The 19695-nt window shown below is 65.4% G+C and carries 25 protein-coding genes; 24 read left to right on the top strand and 1 reads right to left on the bottom strand.

Features of this window, described 5'->3' with window-relative positions; all coding sequences use genetic code 11:
- Genes DEF76_RS01990 through DEF76_RS01880 form a run of 24 tightly spaced genes read left to right on the top strand, consistent with a single transcriptional unit; the run spans position 1 to position 18499 of the window.
- Complete coding sequence (locus DEF76_RS01990; protein ID WP_114910893.1) at positions 1-429, top strand: hypothetical protein; 429 nt, start codon at positions 1-3, stop codon at positions 427-429.
- Complete coding sequence (locus DEF76_RS01985; RefSeq protein ID WP_240319081.1) at positions 429-776, top strand: hypothetical protein; 348 nt, start codon at positions 429-431, stop codon at positions 774-776. The genes DEF76_RS01990 and DEF76_RS01985 overlap by 1 nt, the downstream gene beginning before the upstream one ends.
- Before the next feature lie 47 nt (positions 777-823).
- Entirely contained in the window at positions 824-949 is a 126-nt protein-coding gene (locus tag DEF76_RS20115; RefSeq protein WP_274964528.1) for a hypothetical protein, read from the top strand.
- Positions 946-1278 (top strand): HK97-gp10 family putative phage morphogenesis protein, encoded by a 333-nt coding sequence (locus tag DEF76_RS01980; protein WP_114910892.1) that lies wholly within the window; start codon positions 946-948, stop codon positions 1276-1278. Before DEF76_RS20115 ends, DEF76_RS01980 begins: the two co-directional genes overlap by 4 nt.
- Positions 1275-2252, top strand: a complete 978-nt coding sequence (locus DEF76_RS01975; RefSeq protein WP_114910891.1) for a hypothetical protein — start codon at positions 1275-1277, stop codon at positions 2250-2252. The genes DEF76_RS01980 and DEF76_RS01975 overlap by 4 nt, the downstream gene beginning before the upstream one ends.
- 33 nt (positions 2253-2285) lie before the next feature.
- A complete protein-coding gene (locus tag DEF76_RS01970; protein WP_114910890.1) occupies positions 2286-3029 on the top strand; it encodes a hypothetical protein in 744 nt (247 codons plus the stop codon).
- Positions 3029-3214 carry a LysM peptidoglycan-binding domain-containing protein gene (locus DEF76_RS01965; RefSeq protein WP_114910889.1) on the top strand — a complete coding sequence of 62 codons (186 nt, stop codon included), beginning with the start codon at positions 3029-3031 and terminating at the stop codon, positions 3212-3214. The genes DEF76_RS01970 and DEF76_RS01965 overlap by 1 nt, the downstream gene beginning before the upstream one ends.
- Positions 3211-4437, top strand: coding sequence for a phage late control D family protein (locus DEF76_RS01960; RefSeq protein WP_114910888.1), 1227 nt, complete (start codon positions 3211-3213; stop codon positions 4435-4437). The genes DEF76_RS01965 and DEF76_RS01960 overlap by 4 nt, the downstream gene beginning before the upstream one ends.
- Before the next feature lie 8 nt (positions 4438-4445).
- Complete coding sequence (locus DEF76_RS01955; protein ID WP_114910887.1) at positions 4446-4997, top strand: phage baseplate assembly protein V; 552 nt, start codon at positions 4446-4448, stop codon at positions 4995-4997.
- A gap of 23 nt (positions 4998-5020) precedes the next feature.
- The gene (locus DEF76_RS01950; protein ID WP_114910886.1) at positions 5021-5395 is read left to right on the top strand and encodes a hypothetical protein; all 375 of its coding nucleotides are present in this window, start codon (positions 5021-5023) and stop codon (positions 5393-5395) included.
- Positions 5395-6516 carry a baseplate J/gp47 family protein gene (locus tag DEF76_RS01945; protein ID WP_240319080.1) on the top strand — a complete coding sequence of 374 codons (1122 nt, stop codon included), beginning with the start codon at positions 5395-5397 and terminating at the stop codon, positions 6514-6516. Before DEF76_RS01950 ends, DEF76_RS01945 begins: the two co-directional genes overlap by 1 nt.
- Before the next feature lies 1 nt (position 6517).
- Positions 6518-7174 (top strand): hypothetical protein, encoded by a 657-nt coding sequence (locus DEF76_RS01940; RefSeq protein WP_114910884.1) that lies wholly within the window; start codon positions 6518-6520, stop codon positions 7172-7174.
- 39 nt (positions 7175-7213) lie between these two features.
- Complete coding sequence (locus DEF76_RS01935) at positions 7214-8449, top strand: glycine-rich domain-containing protein (protein WP_114910883.1); 1236 nt, start codon at positions 7214-7216, stop codon at positions 8447-8449.
- A 21-nt stretch (positions 8450-8470) separates the two neighbouring features.
- Positions 8471-8959, top strand: coding sequence for a phage fiber-tail adaptor protein (locus DEF76_RS01930; protein ID WP_114910882.1), 489 nt, complete (start codon positions 8471-8473; stop codon positions 8957-8959).
- Positions 8960-8961: 2 nt separating this feature from the next.
- A complete protein-coding gene (locus DEF76_RS01925; protein ID WP_114910881.1) occupies positions 8962-11514 on the top strand; it encodes a right-handed parallel beta-helix repeat-containing protein in 2553 nt (850 codons plus the stop codon).
- Positions 11515-11542: 28 nt separating this feature from the next.
- Entirely contained in the window at positions 11543-14908 is a 3366-nt protein-coding gene (locus DEF76_RS01920; RefSeq protein WP_114910880.1) for a beta strand repeat-containing protein, read from the top strand.
- Between the two features lie 12 nt (positions 14909-14920).
- The gene (locus DEF76_RS01915; protein ID WP_114910879.1) at positions 14921-15286 is read left to right on the top strand and encodes a hypothetical protein; all 366 of its coding nucleotides are present in this window, start codon (positions 14921-14923) and stop codon (positions 15284-15286) included.
- Positions 15286-15666: a hypothetical protein gene (locus tag DEF76_RS01910; RefSeq protein ID WP_114910878.1), complete on the top strand. Its 381-nt coding sequence runs from the start codon at positions 15286-15288 to the stop codon at positions 15664-15666. Before DEF76_RS01915 ends, DEF76_RS01910 begins: the two co-directional genes overlap by 1 nt.
- Positions 15667-15677: 11 nt before the next feature.
- The gene (locus DEF76_RS01905; protein WP_114910877.1) at positions 15678-15938 is read left to right on the top strand and encodes a hypothetical protein; all 261 of its coding nucleotides are present in this window, start codon (positions 15678-15680) and stop codon (positions 15936-15938) included.
- Entirely contained in the window at positions 15938-16426 is a 489-nt protein-coding gene (locus DEF76_RS01900) for a hypothetical protein (protein WP_114910876.1), read from the top strand. The genes DEF76_RS01905 and DEF76_RS01900 overlap by 1 nt, the downstream gene beginning before the upstream one ends.
- Positions 16413-16946, top strand: coding sequence for a glycoside hydrolase family 108 protein (locus DEF76_RS01895; RefSeq protein ID WP_114910875.1), 534 nt, complete (start codon positions 16413-16415; stop codon positions 16944-16946). Before DEF76_RS01900 ends, DEF76_RS01895 begins: the two co-directional genes overlap by 14 nt.
- A complete protein-coding gene (locus DEF76_RS01890; protein WP_114910874.1) occupies positions 16936-17571 on the top strand; it encodes a lipase family protein in 636 nt (211 codons plus the stop codon). Before DEF76_RS01895 ends, DEF76_RS01890 begins: the two co-directional genes overlap by 11 nt.
- Entirely contained in the window at positions 17571-17732 is a 162-nt protein-coding gene (locus tag DEF76_RS01885; RefSeq protein WP_205216074.1) for a hypothetical protein, read from the top strand. Before DEF76_RS01890 ends, DEF76_RS01885 begins: the two co-directional genes overlap by 1 nt.
- Positions 17729-18499 (top strand): hypothetical protein, encoded by a 771-nt coding sequence (locus tag DEF76_RS01880; RefSeq protein WP_114910872.1) that lies wholly within the window; start codon positions 17729-17731, stop codon positions 18497-18499. The genes DEF76_RS01885 and DEF76_RS01880 overlap by 4 nt, the downstream gene beginning before the upstream one ends.
- Here DEF76_RS01880 and zapE read toward each other — a convergent pair.
- Complete coding sequence (gene zapE, locus DEF76_RS01875; protein ID WP_114913599.1) at positions 18492-19652, bottom strand: cell division protein ZapE; 1161 nt, start codon at positions 19650-19652, stop codon at positions 18492-18494. The genes DEF76_RS01880 and zapE overlap by 8 nt on opposite strands.
- Positions 19653-19695: the final 43 nt, after the last annotated feature.

The raw sequence follows: 19695 nt of genomic DNA, 5'->3' as shown, positions 1-19695 counted from the left end.
GTGTCGGGCACGCAATTTTCCATTGGCAGCGACTGCACGCTGGTCGTCATCGGACCTTCGGGGCAGATCGATCTCACCTATGTCACCGGCTTTGAGAGCCGACAATTGACGGCGCAGGTGCGCGTTGACCGGCTCGATGGTGTCCAAATGGGTGCCGAATTGCCGAAGGGCGGGGAGGGCGGTTTCGATCTCGAACGCGGCACCGCCGATGTCGATAATTTCATCGCCAGCATCGAAGCCGCCTACTACGCCCAGGGCGCGATGCCGACCTCGACGGTCTATCAGTATATCGCTGAAGTCGATGGCTCGGTCTCGACGTTTCAGTATAGCGACGTGGTTTTTCGGCTGGCCAATGCCGGGTCGTGGCGGGGCGATGCGCCGGTGCGCCAGCGGCTCGAATTCTTCGCCTCCTTTCGCACCCGCGTTTGATGGGCGGGCCGCAATCGCGCATCGTCGCCGCCGCTGAGACCGCGACGACGATCACCGATACGCTCGGGCGCAAGCTCGTGCTCCGGCGCATCGGGGCCTTGGAGAAACTCCGTCTGTTCAAAGCGGTCGGGCCGCAGCTCGGGCAAAACGAGCCTTATCTCGCGATGGCGCTGCTCGCCTGCGCGGTTGCCGCGATCGACGATTTGCCGCTGCCGGCGCCGGCCAATGAAGGGCAGATCGAGATGATCGTGCAAAAGCTCGGCGACGAAGGGCTCGCCGCCGTCGCCGCGGCGTTTCAGGCGGCCCAAGCGGACAAGCGCGCAACCCAGGACTCAGCAAAAAACTGAGCCGGCACCCCGATCTCATCGATTGTCTCTATTTGGTGCGGAACGGGGTGCCATTCGACGTTGCCTTCAGCCTTCCCGATGATGAGCGTCTCGCCTACGTGGTTGTGCTCGGCACCCTCGAGGGAAGGCGCTTTGACTGGTCCACTCTCACCTGGCAGGAGCAAGACCGGTGACCGGCATTCGCGATCTTTCGCGCCGTCTCGCAACACTCGATCTCGAGGCGCGCAAGCGCTCCCTGCTCGCGCGCGCCGCAGCCCGCCTCGCCGAGGCGGCCGGTGCGCGCGCCGGCGATGCCATTCCCCTCTCAAGCGCGAGCGACAGCACGCAAGCCGTGGTCGGCGCGGGCGGGGACGAGGCCGCTATGCGCGAATTCGGCACCCACCGCGTCCGCCCGCGCCCGTTCCTCGCCCCCGCCGCCACCGACCTCGCCCCCGAGATCGCCGCCGACATCGCACGCGAAATCGCCGATGAGATCGCAAGCGCCATCGCCGAATTGCCATGAATGACGCTTATAGCATCGGCATCACGCTCTCGCTCGATGACGAAATTTCGCCCGGGATTGCCGCGATCCGTGGTGATCTCGAAAGTCTCAATCAAGCACTCGGGGAAAGTCTTTCAGAGCTTGCCGCACTCCGCGCTGCCGCCGGCCCCGCGCTCGCCGCGGCGCGGGGCGCGAGTGCAGCGATAAGGCCCGCGCCGGCCTCAAGGAAAGGCGAAAGCGTTGAGACGCCGGCATGGTCCGCGCCGCCGGCCGCCGCGCCTGCCGCCCGCAACGAGGCTGCGCCGGAGAGCAGCGAAAGCGCCGCAAACCCCGAGCCGGCTTTGCCCGCGCATCCCTTCGCACCGCCGCCAATGGCGGTGTCAGAGGAGAGCGCGGCGCCGCAACCCTCGCGGATCGAGGTTCTGCCCTTCGCCTCCGCCGCCATGCCACGCGGCGAGGCCGAGCCCGCGCGCGCCCCGGCCGCGCCGTCCGCCGCGCGCCTTGCCGCGCCGCCGCCGCCACCGCCGCTCGCCCCCGAGGGCCTCGCCCTCGATGATCTGCTCGCGCTCACCCGCGGCCTCATGCCGAGCGCACCTTTCGCTGACGCGGCGCCCAATGATGAGGGCGCGCCTCGAGAGAATGCGCGCGCCGTCATCCTCAACACGATGGCGATGCCGGGCGAAACCGCAGCGCCTGCGGCGTCGGCGACGATGCCGCGAACCCGCCCGCTGCCGCAAGCCTCACGTGCCGCGACAGCAACCGCGCCGGCCTCGCCGCTGTTTGACGCCGGCCCGCCCGCCGCGCCAAGCGGCCCGTCGCCGGCGAGTGCGGGCGGCACGATCAGCATTCATGGCGATGTCTTTCTCGATGGCGCGCGCGTCGGACATTGGTTCGGCGAAACGCTGGCGGCGAGCGCGGCACGGCCGCCCTCGGGCTATTCCGGGGTTGATCCGCGGCTCGGCCCGCTCTGGCCGGGCGCGCCGGTGGTGCCCTGAGTCCGCACCGATTTCTTTGACAATGAGGACGTGATGTCCGACGTGACGCTGACGCTCGGCCCCGTGCTATTCTCGGGGTTCGAGATTCCGCCTTTTCTTTCCTTCGGTGGCGCGCAACGCCTCGCCGTGCATCGGCTTCCCGGTGGCGCACGCGTGATCGATGCGATGGGCCGCGACGATGCGACGATCACCTGGTCGGGTATCTTCACGGGGGCCGCGGCCAGCGAACGCGCGCTGCTTCTCGACACGCTGCGCGGTGCTGGGCTGACGCTGCCGCTCTCTTGGGACGTGTTTTTCTATTCCGTGGTGATTTCGGAATTCACGGCGGAATATCAAGCAGGATGGTGGATTCCCTATCGCATTGCCTGCACCGTCGTTCAAGACGAAGTGCAGTTTGCGGAAGGTCTTGTCGCAACCCTTACCGGCCAGGCAACGAGCGATCTCGCCAACGCCGCAACGCTTGCGCAGACCAGCGACATCAATTTCGCCGGCGCCACCAGCGCGCTCGCGGCACCGGGGGCGACCACGCTCGGCACCAGCGCCTATCTCGGCGCGCAAAACGCGGTCAATGGTCTGCAAGCGAGCATTGCCGGCGGCATGGGGCAAGCGGCGACGGCGCTTGCCGGCACGGCAGCGCCGCTCGCCGGCAGCAACGCGCTCGCCGGCGCCAGCGCGCTTTCGCAAGCGACGGCAGCGGCCGGCACGCTCGCCGGGCTCGCCGCGGCGCAAGGCTATGTCGGGCGCACCGCAACCAATCTCGGCAACGCGAGTTCGTGATGCAGACGATCACGATCGCCGGCGGCAATCTCTTTCAAATCGCCGCGCAATATCTCAATGATGCGACGCAATGGATCCGCATTGCCGAACTCAATAACCTCAGCGACCCGATGCTGAGCGGCGTGGTGACGCTGCTCATCCCCGATCCCGATCCCAACGCAACCGGCGGGATCGCGCCGCAATGAGCGGGCTCGTCGGCGATCTGTTTCCGGCCGGGGCCGCGCTCGCCTCAGGCGCTGTCGGCACCGGCTTGCTTAACGCCGCCGCCGGCAATGGCGCGAGCGCTGGCGGCGTGGTGCGTGCGCCAAGGCTGCGCCTTTTGGTTGGCGATCTCGTCGTGCAGGGCGTGAAGGATGCCTTCGTTGCCGTCAACAACCATTACGCCGCCGATCGCTTCACCATCACGATCGCGCTCGGCGTCGATGCGGTCGCAACCGCTGCCTTCTGGAGCACGCAGAATTTCTTCCTCGTCGATCTCCAAGCCGGGTTCGCGCCGGCGACCGCGCCGCTCGGCGCGATGGCTTGGGTCAGCCTCATTCAAGGAGCCGTCGATAGCGTGCAAATCGACGTTCTGCGGCAGACGGTGCAGCTTCAGGGCCGTGATCTCACCGCGGTGTTCATCGAAAGCCGCATCCAGCAGAGCTTCGCCAACCAAACCGCCTCCGATATCGCAACCACGCTTGCGGGCAACCATAATTTGCAAGCGGTGGTCACGCCGACGACGACCCCGGTCGGGCGCTATTACAACAGCGAGCATGATCGCATCACCCTCGATCAATTCTCGCGTGCGACGACGGAATGGAATCTTCTGGTTTGGCTTGCCGAGCGCGAGGGTTTTGACGTTTTCGTGCAAGGCACGACGCTTTATTTCCAGCCGCCCAATCCGGCCTCGGTTCCCGCGCTGACATTGTCTGCCAATCCCGAGAGCGGTAATTCCAATGCGCTTGATATCGTCATGGAACGCGCGCTTACGCTCGCTGGTGATATTTCGGTGACGGTCAAGAGCTGGAACAGCCGCCAGGGCGCCGCGTTTACCCAGACGGTGACGGCGAGCGGGGTTTCCGCCCTCGGCAGCCAAGGCGCGCGGCCGCAGAGCTACGTGTTCGTGCGCCCAAACCTCACCCCCGATGAGGCGCTGCGCTATGCGACGGCGAAATTGCAAGAATTGACGCTGCATGAACGGGTGGTGATCGTGCGTCTGCCCGGCGAACTGACGCTCACCCCACGCGACATGATCGCGATCAGCGGCACCGGCACGGCGTTCGATCAGCTCTATTTCATCGACACGATCGAGCGGGAAATTCGCTTCGATGGCGGCTTCACCGAACGCATTCGCGCAAAAAACACCTCGCCGGGCCGCGAAGTCACACCGCCCGGCAATCTCGTCATCGGCACGACGACGCCCTGAGGATCACCATGGAACGCTTTCTCAACGCGCTCAGGGCGCATGCCGGCGCGCTCGACCAAGCGATTGCGCAGCCGCGCTTTGCGCTCGTCAGCAGCGTCGATCCCACCAGCTACACGGCGCGGGTGCTTTTGCAGCCGGAAGGCGTGCTGAGCGGCTGGCTGCCGATCCTAACCGCCTGGGTCGGCAATGGCTGGGGTCTCGTCGCGCCGCCTTCGCCCGGCGATCAGGTTCTCGTCATCACGCATGAGGGGGATTCGGAACATGGCGTCATCGTCGGCGGCGCGTTTAGCCTCGCGGCACCCCCGCCGCAGGCGCCCGCCGGCGAGTTCTGGCTGGTCCACCAAAGCGGCAGTTTCGTGAAACTGCTTGCTGATGGCTCCATAGCCGTCAATGCGACGACCCTAAATGTGACCGGCAATCTCTCGGTCAACGGCACGATCACCGCGACCGGCGATGTCGCCGACGGGCACGGAACCCTCGCGTCTCTCCGCGCCACCTACGATGAACACACCCACACCGTCACCGGCACCACGACGTCGCCGCCATCCCCGCAAAACTGACGACAAGGAAAGAAGGTGCGCTGATGAACGATCTCTTCCAGCAATGGGGGAATGATCTCTCGGTCGATGCGCGCGGCGATCTCGCGCTGGTTTCCGGCGCCCTCCGGGCGCAGCAACGGGTGCTGCGCCGGCTGCTCACCAATCCCGGTGATTATATCTGGCAGCCGCAATATGGCGCGGGGCTCGCGCAATTCGTCGGCCAGCCCGCCAATCCGCTCCAGATCGAGGCCATCATTCGCACCCAATTGGCCAAAGAAAGCGCCGTTGCGCAAACGCCTGCGCCAACCATCGACGTTTCATATGACACGCTCGGCGCTATCGCCGTCATGATCAGCTATGTCGATGCCGCGAGTGGCCAGACGCAACTGCTTTCGTTTGGAATTCGGAACCCGTCATAATGCTCAATCTGCAAAATTTTACGACTCTGGTGCAGAACGCCGCGGCGGCGGTGCAAGGCGCCAGCACGGCGTTGCTCGATCTCTCAGTGGGATCGGTGCTGCGCGCCGTGCTCGAGGCGAGCAGCTCGGTTGCGTTGTGGTTGCAATGGCTCATTCTTCAAGTGCTCTCGATGACGCGGGCTGCGACCAGCACCGGCACGAATCTCGATAGCTGGATGGCGGATTATGGCCTGACCCGGCTTCCCGCGATCGCGGCGGAGGGCAATGTCACCTTCTCGCGCTTCACGCCGAGCAACGCGGCGCTGATCCCGGTCGGCGCTGAGGTGCGAACGGCGGACGGCACGCAGAGTTTCGCGGTGATCGCGGTCACCACCAACCCCGCCTGGAGTGCCGCGCAAAATGGCTATGCCATCGCCGCCAGCGTCGCCTCGGTGAGCGTTCCGGTCATCGCTCTCGCGACCGGCACGGCGGGCAATGTTCAGCCGAACACCATAACATTGCTGGCAACCGCCATTCCCGGCATCGACCAGGTCACCAATCCACTCGCCTTTACCGGCGGCACCAACGCCGAAAGCGACACCGCATTTCGCGCCCGCTTCGTCAACTATATCAATTCCCGCTCGCTTGCGACGCCGATCGCGATCGGCAACGCGATCGCCGGCATCCAGCAAGGCATCACCTATCTGCTGCAGGAGAATACCGATCCCGCGGGCAACACCGAAATGGGATTTTTTACGGTGACCATCAATGACGGGAGCGGCAATCCGCCCGCGAGCTTGATCACGACCGTGAGTGCCGCGATTGAGGCAGTGCGGCCAGTGGGATCGCGCTATGCGGTCTTGCCGCCGACGCCGATTGCGGCCGCGATTTCGCTCACCGTGACGCTGTCTCCCGCCGCGTCGCTCACCACCATCGCCGCCGAGATCAGTACCGCGATTACCAACTTCATCGCAACCCTTGCCATTGGCGCATCCTTGCCGATCTCGCGTCTCGCACAACTCGCCTATGACGCCGATCCCGCCGTTACCAACGTGACGGCGCTCAGCATCAACGGTGTCAATGCCGATCTCGTGCCGCCGGCAACCGGTGTGATCACGGCGGCGAGCGTGGTGGTGAATTGAGATGGCGACCGGCGACCAGAATGACATGGCAGCGCGCATCAAGGCCGTTCTGCCGCCATGGTTCGGCACTCCGAGCCCCATTCTCAACGCGCTGCTCGCCGGCATCGGCGCGATCTGGGCCTTCGTCTATAGCCTGCTCGCCTATGTCATCACGCAAACCAGGATCGCGACCGCGACCGGCATTTTTCTTGATATGATTTCGCTCGATTTCTTCGGCAATGGTCTGCCGCGCAAAGCCGGCGAGAGCGACGCGGCTTTTCGCGCCCGCATCGACCAAAATATTCTTCGCCCGCAAGCAACGCGCGAGGCGCTTTCGCAAGCGCTCGTTGATCTTACGGGACGCGCGCCGGTGATTTTCGAGCCGACCCGCCCAGAAGATACCGGCAGCTACACAAGCGGTGGCGCGGGCTATGGCGTCGCCGGCGGCTGGGGCGATCTCAATTTACCATTTCAGTGCTTCGTCACCGCCTATCGGCCACGGGAAAACGGTATCGCCAACGTTGCCGGCTGGAATGCTGGCGGCGGTTATGGTGTCGGGCCGATCGAATATGCCGATCTCGCTCTCGCCAGCCTCGGCATTAGCGACAGCGACATCGACGCCGCCATCGCCGCGGTGCTGCCGGCCGCGACCATCGCCTGGACCCGCATCAGCAACTGACCATCCGGCGCCGCAACGTCCGCCGCTAGAGGAGAACCCATGGACCGCAACATCGTCTATCCGGGCGCGATCCCGCTCGACACTGATATTCTCACCATCAATCGCAACACGCTCATCGCCCTTGGCTATCTCGTGCAGGCAACGCTCGGGAGCAATACCGTCGTCGATGGCCTCGCCTGCGCCCCGACCTCGCCGGCCTCGATGAGCGTCACGGTCGGTCCTGGCAGCATCACCACGCTCACCACCATCGACCCGCTCGCCTATGGCGCGCTTCCGGCCGATAATACCGATCCTTTGGTGAAGATGGGCATCAACACCACCCCGACGAGCTTCACGCTGACCGCGCCGACCTCTTCGGGCGAGTCCATCGCCTATCTCATTGAGGCGAGCTTCCTCGAAAGCGACACCGATCCCGTCATTCTTCCCTATTACAACGCCGCCAATCCGGCGCAGCCTTATAGTGGCCCGTCGAATTCCGGCGCGGCGCAAAATACCGCCCGCATCGAGCGCGTGCAGTTGCAGGTGAAATCCGGCGCGCCGGCCCCGACCGGCACGCAAACGACGCCGCCGGTCGATAGCGGCTGGTTTGGGCTCTATGTCATCACCGTCGCTTACGGCGCCACCAGCATCACCGCGGCAAACATCGAAACCTTGGCGACCGCGCCCTTCATTCCCTTCAAACTCCCCGCGCTGACGCCGGGTGTTTCGCGCATGACCGCGTTTGGCCAAAGCGGGACATGGACGGTGCCGAGCGGTATTTCGCAGGTGCGCGCACGGCTCTGGGGGGCGGGCGGCGGCGCGGGTGGCGGCGGCAGTGGCGCCGGCGGCAGCGGCGGCGGCTATGCCGAGGGGTATTTCCCCGTAACACCCGGGACCACGATTGCGATCACCGTTGGCGCCGGCGGCACCTCAGGCCTCGCCGGTGGCACGACCAGTTTCGGCACGTTTGCGTCAGCGACAGGGGGCGCGCCGGGCGGCAGCGGCAGCGCCAACGGCGCTGGCGTCGCCGCCGCCAACGGTGGCACCGGCTCTGGCGGAAGCCTCGGTATTTCTGGGCAGTTTGGCCAAAACGGCCTCGTCTTTCCCGGCGGCGGCTTGGTCGGCGGGAGCGGTGGCGCGGCCTTTGGCGGCGGCGGCGCCTTTGGGCCGGCGGGAAGCAGCTCGACCAGTCTCCCGGGGCTTGATGGCGCCTTCGCCGGCGCTGGTGCCTCCGGCGGCATCGCCGACGGCGCCGGCGGCACGGGCGCCAACGGTCTCGTCATTCTTGAGTGGTGATCAGCAGTTTCGGAGAACGCCATGTCCACGCCCGCAACCCATGTCTGGCAGCCCTCGACCGCGCGCACGGTGGTGCTCGACGGTTTCGTCCCGGTGCCACGCGGAACCCAGCCGGCGGTGCCGGCCCTGCCGATCTGGCCGCTCAAGGACCCGAATGATGTTCTCGACTATCAATTCGACGTCTCGGCAGCGCTCGCGGGCAATCCTGGCGACGGGATCTCGACGCTCTCGGTGACCATCGCGCCCGACAATCCCGGCGATCTCACGCTGAATTCCGCGCTCGCCAATGGCGCGATCGCGGTTCTCTGGCTCGCTGCTGGCCAATCTGGCACGGTTTACACCGTCACTGTCACGATCACCACCTTTTCCGGCCGCACGCTCGCGCGCAGCATTTTGCTGCCGGTCTATTCCCTCTCCTCGCTGCCGGTTCTGCCGGATGATCTGATCACCAACACTGGCCTCATTCTCATCGATCAAAACGGCAATCCGATTCTGATCACGGGCAGCTGAGCATGATGACCATCGACGCCCTGCCGCCGGCGATCTCCGCGGCCGACACCGACGAATATCCGACGAGCCAGAACGGCATCACCCGCAAGGTCACCCGCGCGCAGATATTGGCCGGCGTGCAGCCCGCCTTTGCCCTTGGCGCCAACGCGCTTCTCGGCAATCCTGGCCCTGGCGTCGGCGGCGCGCAAGCGATCGGTATCGGCGCCAATCTCTCGCTCGCGAACGGCGTTCTGAGCGCCGCGGCGGCGCCCTATTCGGTGCCGGCACTCGGCGCCGGGATCGCGCCACAGCCCGGCGATCTCGTCCCGCTCGGGCAGAACGGCGGCAATGTCGCGGTGCCTTACGCGCAGTTCATGCAAAATATCGCGACACTGCCCAATATTTCCGCCTCCGGCATGGTCGCCGTCGCCAACGGCGCAACCGCCAGCCGCACGCTTGGAGAGTTTCTCGAAGACAGCGTCAGCGTCGAGAGCTTCGGCGCCAAGGGCGATGGCGTGACCGACGATACCGCCGCGATCAACGCCGCCCTTGCCTCCGGCCGTCCGCTGCGCTTTGGCCCGAAGACCTATCTCTTGACCGGCCAATGGACGCCGAACACCGCGAGCGCCGTTCTCCTCGGCGCGCCCGGGCAGACGATCCTCCGCCGCGGCGCGCAAAGCACCGGCGATGCGTGGATATCGATCTCGAGTGCCGCGTTCTACGCCGCCGGCATCATCTTTGACGCCAACGCCACCATCACCACCGATAGCTGGGCGGTTCTGGTTACGCCTGCTTGCACCAAGGCGGTGTTTGAGACCTGCGTTTTCACCGGCGCCGGCGGGCCGACGATGGGCTCCGGCCTCGTCATTCAGGCCTCCGATCCTGAGAGCGTGCAATACGAAATTCGCGATTGCGAAGCCTATGGCAATGCGATCCATGGGATCTGGGTGCAGGCGGTGATGGGGGTTGCGATTACCGGAACGCGCGCCCATGACAATGGCAGCTATGGCATCGTCATCGACTACACCGATCCAAACTTCCTTCAAAAACTTCATCTCTGCCTTGTCGCCAATTGCCGCGCTTGGAACAATCAGCGCGGCATCTCGATCGGCAATTTCAACCAGAGCAATACGACGCCGCCGGTCTGGGGCAATGCCAATCCCGACGCGCTGGCGATTCTGGTTGCCAATAATATCTGCCATGACAATAGCGATTACGGCATCGCCGTTGCGGGACAGGCGCTTGCCGTCACCGGCAACATGCTTGTTGATAACGGCGCCAATGGTGCGGGTCTGCTCGCCAATACCGCCTACAGTCTGATCGGCAATAATACCATCGTCTGGCTTAGCGGCACGGCGCCTTACGGCATCGATTCGGGTGGCGCGATCCATGGCGATATCGTCGGCAATTTCATCTCGGGTGCTGCGATCGGTATCAATCCTGGCGGCAGCGAGAATATGCGGGTCTCGCGCAACCGTATCCAGGGGAGCACGCTCTGGGCCATTCAAGTCAATAATGTCGAAACCGACGGCCACGGCAACAATTTCGGTATCAGCTGCACGAACCTCACCATCAGCGACAATTGGATCGGGTTTTCGCAAGGCGGCGGCATCGTTCTGCGCGATGGGCCGGAGAACGTCGTCATACGGAACAACCGCTTCATGGGGACGGGTGCGGCGACGATCGCGCAGTGCCTGACGGCCGCCACCGATTCTGTGTTGATCTCCGGCAACTCCTGGAACGACACGGCGCTTCTTACCATCAATCCGCTCGCCAGCGGCAGCGGGCCGCAAACGCTGGTATTTCCCGACATTGCTGACGAGGTCATGATCACCACGGTCACCGGGCCGATCGCCAGCATGGTGTCTTCCTCACAATATGCCATGGCGGGTGCGATCGGCTTCGTTCGCGTCATCGAAGGTGGGGCGAATTATACCGAGGCGACTGTCGCGATCGGCGGGCCCGGCAGTGGCGCCAGCGCGATCGCATTCATTCGCAATGGCGCGATCATCGGCATCGCGCTGACCAATGCCGGCAGTGGCTATGGCGCGATCGGGGCGTCCATTCCGGTCACTATTAGCGGTGACGGCACCGGGGCCGCCGCAACCGCCTATGTCTCGGCGCCGCTGCCAACCGGCCGGCGGCTTCGCACGCGCTGCAACGAAGCCGTCGTGTTTACCCGCGTCGGCTCGGCGCCGTTTCAGGAAAACTGGACATTGTTCGACCTCACGGTGCCGGCCAATAGTGATGTTGAATGGACGGTGACCTATGGCGCGTGGCGCGCCGGCATCGTGCCGCTCGGCGGCTATTTCGCGTTTCCTGGGGATGGATCGGTCACGTTCGGCAGCGTCAATGGCGGCGATGTGCGCCTTCATCCCAATGGCGCAGGCGTTCTTCGCATCACCTCTGACGCCGCGCCCGAGGGTGTGATCTCGACCATCGGCACCGGCTCGCCGGAAGGCGTCATCGCCGCGCCACCTGGCTCTGATTACCGCAATCTCGCCGGCGGTGTCGGCAGCACATTCTGGGTGAAGCAAACCGGAACCGCGGCAACCGGCTGGGTTGCCGTCGCCTGATTTCGCGACCCGTCACGAAAGGCTTACCATGCCCACCATTCCGCAACTGCCCACCGTCACCTCGGTCAATTCCGATGACGAGTTGCCCTTGCAGCAAAATGGCGTGACCAGCTCGGTCACGGTTGCCACCTTGCTCGCCGGCACCGAGCCCGCGCTCAGCGTGCCGACCGGCTCGCTGCTCGGGCGCGCGAGCCTCGGGGCCGGGAGCCCGGAGACGATCGCGATCGGCAATGGTCTTACTTTCGCCAATGCGACGCTTTCGGCAAATATCGGCACGACGGCGGGAACAGTTGCCGCCGGCAACGATCCGCGCTTGACCGGTGCGTTGCAGAGCACAAACAATCTCTCCGATCTCGCCAATCCGACGCTGGCGCGCGGCAATCTCGGGCTTGGGAGTCTCGCGACACAAAGCGCGTCTGCCGTCGCGATCAGCGGCGGCAGCGTCAGCGCGACCGATCTCTCCAGCGCGACGGCGATCGCAAACGCGACCACGACGGCACGTTCGCTTGCCGCGCGCTTTGCCGATCGCATCAATGTCAATGATTTTGGCCTTGCGCGGAACGGCACAACCGATGATTCGGTGGCGTTCGCCGCCGCCGTCGCCGCCGCAAGCGCTGCCAACAAAGCGCTTTATATCCCGGCCGGTGGCCCGATTTTGCTTGCTGGCGCCGCTCAAATCACGCTCCAGAACGTTGCCCTGATCGGCGATGGCGGCACCGATTTCGGCTATCCCTATGGCAAAAACGGCAGCCAGATCTGGATCACCGCGACGGCGCAATCGCCGTTTCTGATCGGCGCCTCGGTGCTGATCGAGCGCCTTTGTTTTTACTACCCGAACCAGGTCGACCAGCCGAGCGGCCCGATCGTCTATCCGCCGCTATTTCTTGGCATGACCGGGATTTCCGCTGTTGCTGACGTGGTGTTCACCGACAATCAGGTCACCAACGCCTATGATTTCTTCGCGGTTCCGGCGTCGACCACGGTCGGCGATGTGATGTTTACGCGCAACCGCATTTGCGCCCTCAATGTTTGTTTCAATCTTCCCAACGTCGCCGACATCATCTTCATGTCGGACAATTTCTTTTCTTGGGGCGTGTTCCAGGACGAGATGCTGCATTATGGCGGCGGTGCCGCGGCAACGGTTGCGGTCACGCTGACGCTCGCCGCCGGTGTTGCCGCCGGCAGCACGGCGCTCCCGGTCAACAGCGTCGCCAATCTCGTGCCCGGCATGCCGCTCAGCGGCAATGGCGCTATTCCCTATAATGCCACCATCGCCAGCATCTCGGGCAATACCGTTACCATCACCGTGCCGACGCTGGCGGCGCTCGCCGGTGGTGCCACGTTCGAAGCCATTCAGAATAACTACTATCTCCGCAATTACGCGACAACGCGGAGCGTCTGGCTGCTCGTTTCCGGCAATGGTAGCGCCACCGCGCCCTCCTCGACGACCAATGGCGGGCCGATTGCGGTCGGTAATTTCGTGTTCGGCTATCGCACCGCGATCCTCGTCGATGGCGGCACGCTTGCGGGAAATTTTACCGAGACGAATTTCGACTCGATCGGCTCGGTTTTGCAAGTCGTCAATCATGGCGTCCTGCAAACCACGCATTTCGAGAATTTCAGCGTCTATGGCTATATCACAGGCGACACCTCGGCGCCACTGCCGCTGTTTCTGATCGAAAATCCCGCGCCGAATGTTTACGAATCGGCCTCCGGCGCCGATCTCATGCTGACCGTTGCCAACATGGAGGTCGGTTTTTGCGAGGGCATGATTTTCGACATCAAAGGCGATTATGTCTACGAGATTCGCATCACCGACAGCAAGCTCACGCGCTATGCCCATAACGGCGTGATTTCGCCGCAACCTGCTCTTCGCATCGATGCGCCGAACGCGCGTCTCTCTCTCATCGGCAATGATGTTCTGCCGCAAGATGGCGGTGTCGGCGTCCAGATCAGCAACATTCTCGCAGCGACCATTGTCGGGAATTGTTTTTCCGGCTGCGCTGTGCCGATCGATATCGAAACCAATGGCGGGCTTTTGACGCTCGCGGGCAACAGCTCGGTCAACACCAAGGGTGCGAGCGCGATCGCGAGCGGATTGCTTGCCGCCGACGCCGTCACCATCGGCGGGGCGCCAACAGCCGGTGATGTGTTGACGCTCACGGTATCGGGCAGCGCGTTGATCGGCGGCCCGGTTGCGGTGAGCTACACGCTCGTCAGCGGCGATACTCTCGCGAGCGCGGCGCTTGGGCTTGCGAACGCGGTTCAGGCGGCGAGCGTGATCGCGCCGGCGACGACCCTGCAGACCGCACTCGCGGGGGCGAGCACGCTTACGCTCTATGATGCAAGCGCGCTCGCGGTTGGCATGGTGGCCTACGGCAACGCGGCCATCCCGGCCGGTGCGCGGATCACTGCGATCGCCGGCAATACGGTGACACTCAGTGCCGCCATCACTGCCGAGATCGCCTTCAACGGCGCAGTGACGTTCGCAAGCCCGCTTGCCGTGCTTTCGGGAAATTATGCGCCCGCCGCAGGGGTTTTCGTCACCGCTCATCCCAATTCCGAGACGCTCGTGCTCTACGCACCAGCGCAAGCAGGCATCAGCGTCAGCGCAAGCGCCTCCTCTGGCGCGACCGAGACGCTGAGTGTCGCGGCGCTCACGACGACGGCGTCCGCCAACGTCCATGATGTCGGCAATGGCTGGGACAAGCCGAATTACGCCTATGCGCCGGCGCTCAATAGCGTTGTCGCGGGCGCGGTCAACGGGCTTCGGCTGTTTGGCGCCGGAAACGGCGCGCCGCCGGGCCTTGCGAGCGCGGGCGCAGACGCTGCTGTCGATCTCGCGCTTGCAACACAGGGGAATGGCGTTCTGCATTTTTCCGCCAATGGCGCCGATGCCGCCCGTCTCACGCCGATCGCCAACTTCGCGAATTATCTGAACCTCACACCCGGCAGCGCGAGCGCGCCGGCGGCGATCAGCAGCGCCGGCGCGCTTGCCGCCAACGGCGTGACACTCGCCGGCGCCGGCGACGGCGCGGTTGCGCTCGGCTCCGTCGGCGCCGGCGGCTCTCCGGTCGCGCTGCTCGGGGCGCGCGCCGAACAATCCTACAGCTATCAAACGCCGGCGAGCGGTGCCGCGCTCGTCGTTCCAAATAATTGTTCGCTGTTGCAGATCGCCGGCAGCGCGACGCTGGCTGCTCTGAGCGTCACCCTGCCGGCGGCACCGATCGATGGCCAGGAAGTGACCATCGCGACCATCCCCGCCATCACCGCGCTCACCCTCAACGCCAATACCGGGCAGACGATTTCCGGTGCGCCGACGGCGCTTTCGGCAAACAGCGCCGCCCGCTTCATTTTCTTCGCGACCAGCGCGCTTTGGGCGCGCCTGCAATAGGAAGTTTCCACGATGGCTCTGACGAAATCGCTCGATCCCGATCACACCGGCGCGCCAGTGACCTACTGGCGCATCGTCCATCGCCAGGATTTCTTCGATGCCAAACGCATCGAAATCGCGCTGGCCGGGTATGTCTCGGAGGCGGCGCGGCGCGCCGGGTGTAACCCGCTCGGGACGCCGCGATGCTATGCGTTGATGCTCGCCGATTTCCCGCCGGGGACGGATTGGCATGCGATCACCACGGCGATGCTTTACTCAGCCCTCAAGGCGAAGCTTGCCAAGGCCGCGAGCGAGGCGCGTGACGGCAACCCGCGCCGCTTGCCCGAGTTCAATGGCGCACCGGTCGATACGTGTCTCGCCGGCGCCGGAGACGCGTGATGGAAGACGGCAAAAACCATCACGTCCGCTTTGATGGTGTCGTCACCGCTGGCAATCTTCTGTCGCTGCTCGGTATGGTCGGCGCGGTGATCAGTTCGGTGTTTTACGTCGCCGTCACCGTCGGCCATGAGGAGGAGCGGATCACCGCCGAGATCACGCTGCGCGAGAAATCCATCGAAAGTTTGCAGCAGCAATTGATCGCCGCGCGCGCCGACGAAGCCGAGCGCTTCGCCGGGATCGGCCGGCGCATCGATGAAAGCGTCGATGCCGAGCGGGCGGTGATCGCGCAGATCAACGCCGCCCTCAGCCAAATCAACACACGACTCGATACCGCGATTTTGACTGCCCATCCACGGCCTTTGGATGGCGCGACGCGCTGAGAGGAGTTTCCATGACTGTTCGTGACACTCTCCGGCAACCGAGCACGGTTGCCGGCCTTGCCGCTTTGTGTGGTGCGCTCGAGGCGGTGCTGACGAAGCAAATGACGTGGGCGGCGGCGCTGCCGATCGTCGTCGGCGCGGTCGTTTCGATTTTGCTGCCCGACAACAACGCCGCCAAGGCCGACGCGGAGACTCTCGCCCGCGCCGCAGAGCAGCTTGCCGCGCAGCTCGGCGCGCCATCCCAAGCCCCCCAATCCGAGGAGAAACACTGATGCGTCTGTTCCCCATCGCCGCTTTCGCCGGCGCTGCTTTCCTGCTCGGGGCCTGCGTCAACGGCGCGGTCTCGCTCCCGACGGTTGCGACCGACGCCGACAACATCGCAACCGGCCTTGCCGCCGCCGCCAAGGATTTGCGCAACGCCAATGTCTTGAGCGCAGCCCAACTCGTTCAGCTCGATAACGCGCTTTCGGCGGTGCAAGCGGCGGCGGCGGCAGTGGCGCAGGCGACCAGCGCGAGCGCGGCGCAGCCGGAGGTGGCGCAGCTCGCTGCTGCCGTCAATGCCATGGTCGCGGCGCTTTCCGAGGTGCCGACGCTGCCGGCGCCGGTGCCCGAGATTCTCGCCGCCGCCAATGTCATGCTGCCGGTGCTCGAATCCGCCGTTGGGCTGCCGGCGCCAGCCGCCGCCAGTGCGGCGATGACAGCATCTGAGGCCGAGCGGGTGCTCGCCGAGCAGGCGCAAGACTTCCGTGCTGGCCACTGAGGTTTTCGCGCGCTGCTTCGCTGAGACGATCGGCGAGGAAGGCGGCTTTTCCGCCGACCCCGACGATCCCGGCAACTGGACCGGCGGCAGCGTCGGGCGCGGTGCCTGTCGTGGGACGAAATTCGGGATCAGTGCAGCGGCTTATCCCGGGCTCGATATCGCGTCCCTCACGCTCGAGGACGCGAAGGCGATTTATGCCCGCGATTACTGGGCGCCGATCGCGGGCGACAAGCTGCCGCCGGCGCTCGCGATGCTGGTCTTCGATGCTGCGGTCAATGACGGGGTCGCGGAAGCGTCGCGCTGGCTGCAAGCGGCTCTCGGCGTGGCGACCGATGGCGTGATTGGCCCCGTGACGCTCGCCGCTCTCGAAGCACGCCGCAAAGATTTGCTCGGGCTCTGCGCGAGGTTTCAGGCCGCGCGCCTCGCGGCGCTTCCCGACGACCCGCGCTTTCTCGCGGGCTGGCGTCTTCGGATTTGCCGCATCGCGCTTGCGGCGGGAGGGCTGCTCGATGCCGTCTGATCTCGATCTCTGCCGCCTCGTCGCGCAGAGCTATACGCGTGCAACCTGGTTCGCCGGCGAACTCTCGGCGCTTTACACCCTCGTCGACGAGCGTCCGATCTTCGCGATCCCCGGCACCAAGCGCGAAATCGGCGAGTGGCTGCGCGATTTTGCGGCGTGGCCGACGTGGGATGGAACGCTTGGGATCTGCCACGCCGGCTTTTGCGCCGGCGCCTGGGCGCTTTACCGGCGCGCGCCGATGGCGTCCGTCAATTTCAGCGGCGCGATCGTCGTCGGCCATTCGCTCGGCGGCGCGCTCGCGCTCCTGCTCGCCGGCATTCTGGTAGCACGACGGACGCCGCCGGCTGCCGTCGTCACCTTCGGCGCGCCGCGTTGCGGCTCGTGGAAACTGCGGCGCCTCCTCTCACCGATTGCCGTCCGCAGCTATCGCAACGGCGACGATCCGGTGCCGGATGTGCCGTGGCTGCCAGGCGTCTATCTCCACCCGCGCCGCCAAATCGAGATCGGCACCCCGGCGGACGATCCGCTCGCCGATCATCACATCGGCGCTTATGAGCGCGCGCTCGCGCCCTTCGAGGACACCCAATTATGGACCCCATCACGCTTTCTTTCATCGTCTGCCTGATGAGCGCGCCCGCGTGCGAGACGCGCACGCTCGCCGCGCCGTTCCCAACCCCGATCGCTTGTTTGCTTGCCGGGCAGACCGAAGCCGAGCGCTGGCTGCGCGATCATCCGAGCTACCGCCTGCAAAGCTGGCGCTGCGGGCGCGAGGAGAAAGCCCTATGACCGACCATTCGAACATGAAACTCGGCCGCGTGCGCGCGCCGCAAGATCCGCGTCTTGCGCCGCTCCGCGACTATCTCGCGGCACCCCTCGCAAGCCCGGCGTCCGCCGATTGGTTTTCGCGCATCAATGCGTGGCCGATGCTGGCGAATGATGAGGTTGGCGATTGCGCCTGCGCGGCCGTCGGCCACGTCATTCAGCAATGGACGTCTTACACCGACGCGCACCCGGTGGTGATGGACGACGCGCAAGTGCTCGCCGCTTACAGCGCGGTCTCTGGCTACGTGCCCGGCGATCCCGCGACCGATCGCGGCGCGCTCTGTGGCGATGTGCTCCGCTATTGGGCGACGACCGGGATGCCAACCCCCGACGGTGGCCCGGACACGCTCACCGGCGCGGCTTCGGTCGACCCGCGTGATCTCGACGCCGTGCGGCGGGCGGTCGCGACCTTCGGCAATCTCTACGCCGGCGTCGCGCTGCCGCTTTCGGCGCAGAACGAAGACGTCTGGGCGTCCATCTCCGATGCGCCGGGCTCGTGGGGTGGGCACTGCGTGCCGCTCGTCGGCTACAACGAAATCGGGCCGATCTGCGTGACCTGGGGCGCGCTCAAGCAAATGACCTGGGAATGGTGGGCAACCTACGCCGAGGAAGCCTATGCGCTGCTCTCGCCCGATTGGCTCCGCGCCACGGGGGCCGACCCCGCGGGCGTCGATTGGGCGCGGCTCGAGGCGGCGATGCGCGTGCTCGCGCTCTCGCTTTCCGTCACGTGAGATGGCTGAGCGCGAGATAGGCGCGGCTTTGCATTTCGATCAGCCGTGAGGCGGTGCGCTCGAAGGCGCGCGCGCCCTCGCCATCGCGATAGAGTCCGTCCGGCGGCGCGGCGGCGGAGGCGAAGAGTTTGACGCGATGGTCGTAGAGCGCATCGATCAAGGTGATGAAGCGCCGCGCCTCGCCGAAATTATCGGGCGACAGACGCGGCACGGCATCGAGCACCAGCGCCTGGTAATGGGTCGCGAGCGCGAGATAATCGCCGGCGCCGAGGGCTGTGCCGCACAATGTGGCGAAATCGAAGCGCGCGACATGCCCCGCGGCGAGCGGCACCAGGAAACGCCGCCCCATCACGTGAAGGCGAGCCGGCGCCGGCGCCACCCCTTCGGCGAGGGTCGCGAAAATCTCATCGAGCGCCGCCTCCGCCCGCGCATCCGCCGGAACCAGCCAGGCGGCCATGCTCTCGAGCCGCCGCCGCCGCCAATCCCGCCCCCCCTCCATCACCAGCACGTCGAGATGGCTTTTGATCAGTTCGATGAAGGGGAGAAAGGCGTCGCGCCCGGGCTGGCCGCGAAATAGATCGTCGGGCAAGGTGTTCGAGGTCGCGACAACGACGACGCCGCGCGCAAACAGCGCCTCGAACAAGCGGCCGAGAATCATCGCATCCGCGATGTCATTGACCTGGAACTCGTCAAAACAGAGGAGTGCCGCGCCGGCGGCGATGTCGTCGGCGAGCGGCGGGATCGGGTCGGCGCCCTCGGGGTGGCGCTGCTTCCAGCGATGCACGCTGGCATGCGCATCCTGCATGAAACGGTGGAAATGCAGGCGGCGCTTGCGCTGGAGGGGGGCGCTCGCGAAAAACATGTCCATCAGCATCGATTTGCCGCGCCCGACCTCGCCGACGATATAAAGCCCGTGCGGCCGTTCCTCGGGCGCGCCCTCGGCCGGCTTGCGGCGGAGGAAACGCGCGAGCAGCCCGTTGCTCGCCGGCTGTGGCTGCGGGTCATAATCGCGAAGCCGCGCCCATAGGTCCTGCAGCCGCTCCGCCAGAAGCGCCTGGGCGGGGTCGGTTGCGAGAACGCCCTCGGCGAGGCGGGCACGATAGGCGGCAAGCGGGCCTTGCTCGGCCCGCAATGGTCGGCTCTGGTCATCCATGCTGGCCTGGCCCATAGCGCCACCGCCGGCGGCGGGCAATCGC

The organism is Acidibrevibacterium fodinaquatile, from assembly GCF_003352165.1.
GTDB classification, from domain to species: Bacteria; Pseudomonadota; Alphaproteobacteria; order Acetobacterales; family Acetobacteraceae; genus Acidibrevibacterium; species Acidibrevibacterium fodinaquatile.
Note: the sequence above shows the minus strand (reverse complement) of the source record. Positions and strands in the feature narration are given on the sequence as shown.

Excerpts from the sequence above, each read along its gene's own strand:
- DEF76_RS01915 (WP_114910879.1), top strand. The coding sequence starts at position 14,921 with ATGGCTCTGACGAAATCGCTCGATCCCGATCACACCGGCGCGCCAGTG.
- DEF76_RS01900 (WP_114910876.1), top strand. The coding sequence starts at position 15,938 with ATGCGTCTGTTCCCCATCGCCGCTTTCGCCGGCGCTGCTTTCCTGCTC.
- DEF76_RS01925 (WP_114910881.1), top strand. The coding sequence starts at position 8,962 with ATGATGACCATCGACGCCCTGCCGCCGGCGATCTCCGCGGCCGACACC.
- DEF76_RS01880 (WP_114910872.1), top strand. The coding sequence starts at position 17,729 with ATGACCGACCATTCGAACATGAAACTCGGCCGCGTGCGCGCGCCGCAA.
- DEF76_RS01960 (WP_114910888.1), top strand. The coding sequence starts at position 3,211 with ATGAGCGGGCTCGTCGGCGATCTGTTTCCGGCCGGGGCCGCGCTCGCC.
- DEF76_RS01955 (WP_114910887.1), top strand. The coding sequence starts at position 4,446 with ATGGAACGCTTTCTCAACGCGCTCAGGGCGCATGCCGGCGCGCTCGAC.
- DEF76_RS01970 (WP_114910890.1), top strand. The coding sequence starts at position 2,286 with ATGTCCGACGTGACGCTGACGCTCGGCCCCGTGCTATTCTCGGGGTTC.
- zapE (WP_114913599.1), bottom strand. The coding sequence starts at position 19,652 with ATGGATGACCAGAGCCGACCATTGCGGGCCGAGCAAGGCCCGCTTGCC.
- DEF76_RS01965 (WP_114910889.1), top strand. The coding sequence starts at position 3,029 with ATGCAGACGATCACGATCGCCGGCGGCAATCTCTTTCAAATCGCCGCG.
- DEF76_RS01885 (WP_205216074.1), top strand. The coding sequence starts at position 17,571 with ATGAGCGCGCCCGCGTGCGAGACGCGCACGCTCGCCGCGCCGTTCCCA.
- DEF76_RS01940 (WP_114910884.1), top strand. The coding sequence starts at position 6,518 with ATGGCGACCGGCGACCAGAATGACATGGCAGCGCGCATCAAGGCCGTT.
- DEF76_RS01950 (WP_114910886.1), top strand. The coding sequence starts at position 5,021 with ATGAACGATCTCTTCCAGCAATGGGGGAATGATCTCTCGGTCGATGCG.
- DEF76_RS01910 (WP_114910878.1), top strand. The coding sequence starts at position 15,286 with ATGGAAGACGGCAAAAACCATCACGTCCGCTTTGATGGTGTCGTCACC.
- DEF76_RS01930 (WP_114910882.1), top strand. The coding sequence starts at position 8,471 with ATGTCCACGCCCGCAACCCATGTCTGGCAGCCCTCGACCGCGCGCACG.
- DEF76_RS01890 (WP_114910874.1), top strand. The coding sequence starts at position 16,936 with ATGCCGTCTGATCTCGATCTCTGCCGCCTCGTCGCGCAGAGCTATACG.
- DEF76_RS01935 (WP_114910883.1), top strand. The coding sequence starts at position 7,214 with ATGGACCGCAACATCGTCTATCCGGGCGCGATCCCGCTCGACACTGAT.
- DEF76_RS01920 (WP_114910880.1), top strand. The coding sequence starts at position 11,543 with ATGCCCACCATTCCGCAACTGCCCACCGTCACCTCGGTCAATTCCGAT.
- DEF76_RS01905 (WP_114910877.1), top strand. The coding sequence starts at position 15,678 with ATGACTGTTCGTGACACTCTCCGGCAACCGAGCACGGTTGCCGGCCTT.
- DEF76_RS01945 (WP_240319080.1), top strand. The coding sequence starts at position 5,395 with ATGCTCAATCTGCAAAATTTTACGACTCTGGTGCAGAACGCCGCGGCG.
- DEF76_RS01985 (WP_240319081.1), top strand. The coding sequence starts at position 429 with ATGGGCGGGCCGCAATCGCGCATCGTCGCCGCCGCTGAGACCGCGACG.
- DEF76_RS01975 (WP_114910891.1), top strand. The coding sequence starts at position 1,275 with ATGAATGACGCTTATAGCATCGGCATCACGCTCTCGCTCGATGACGAA.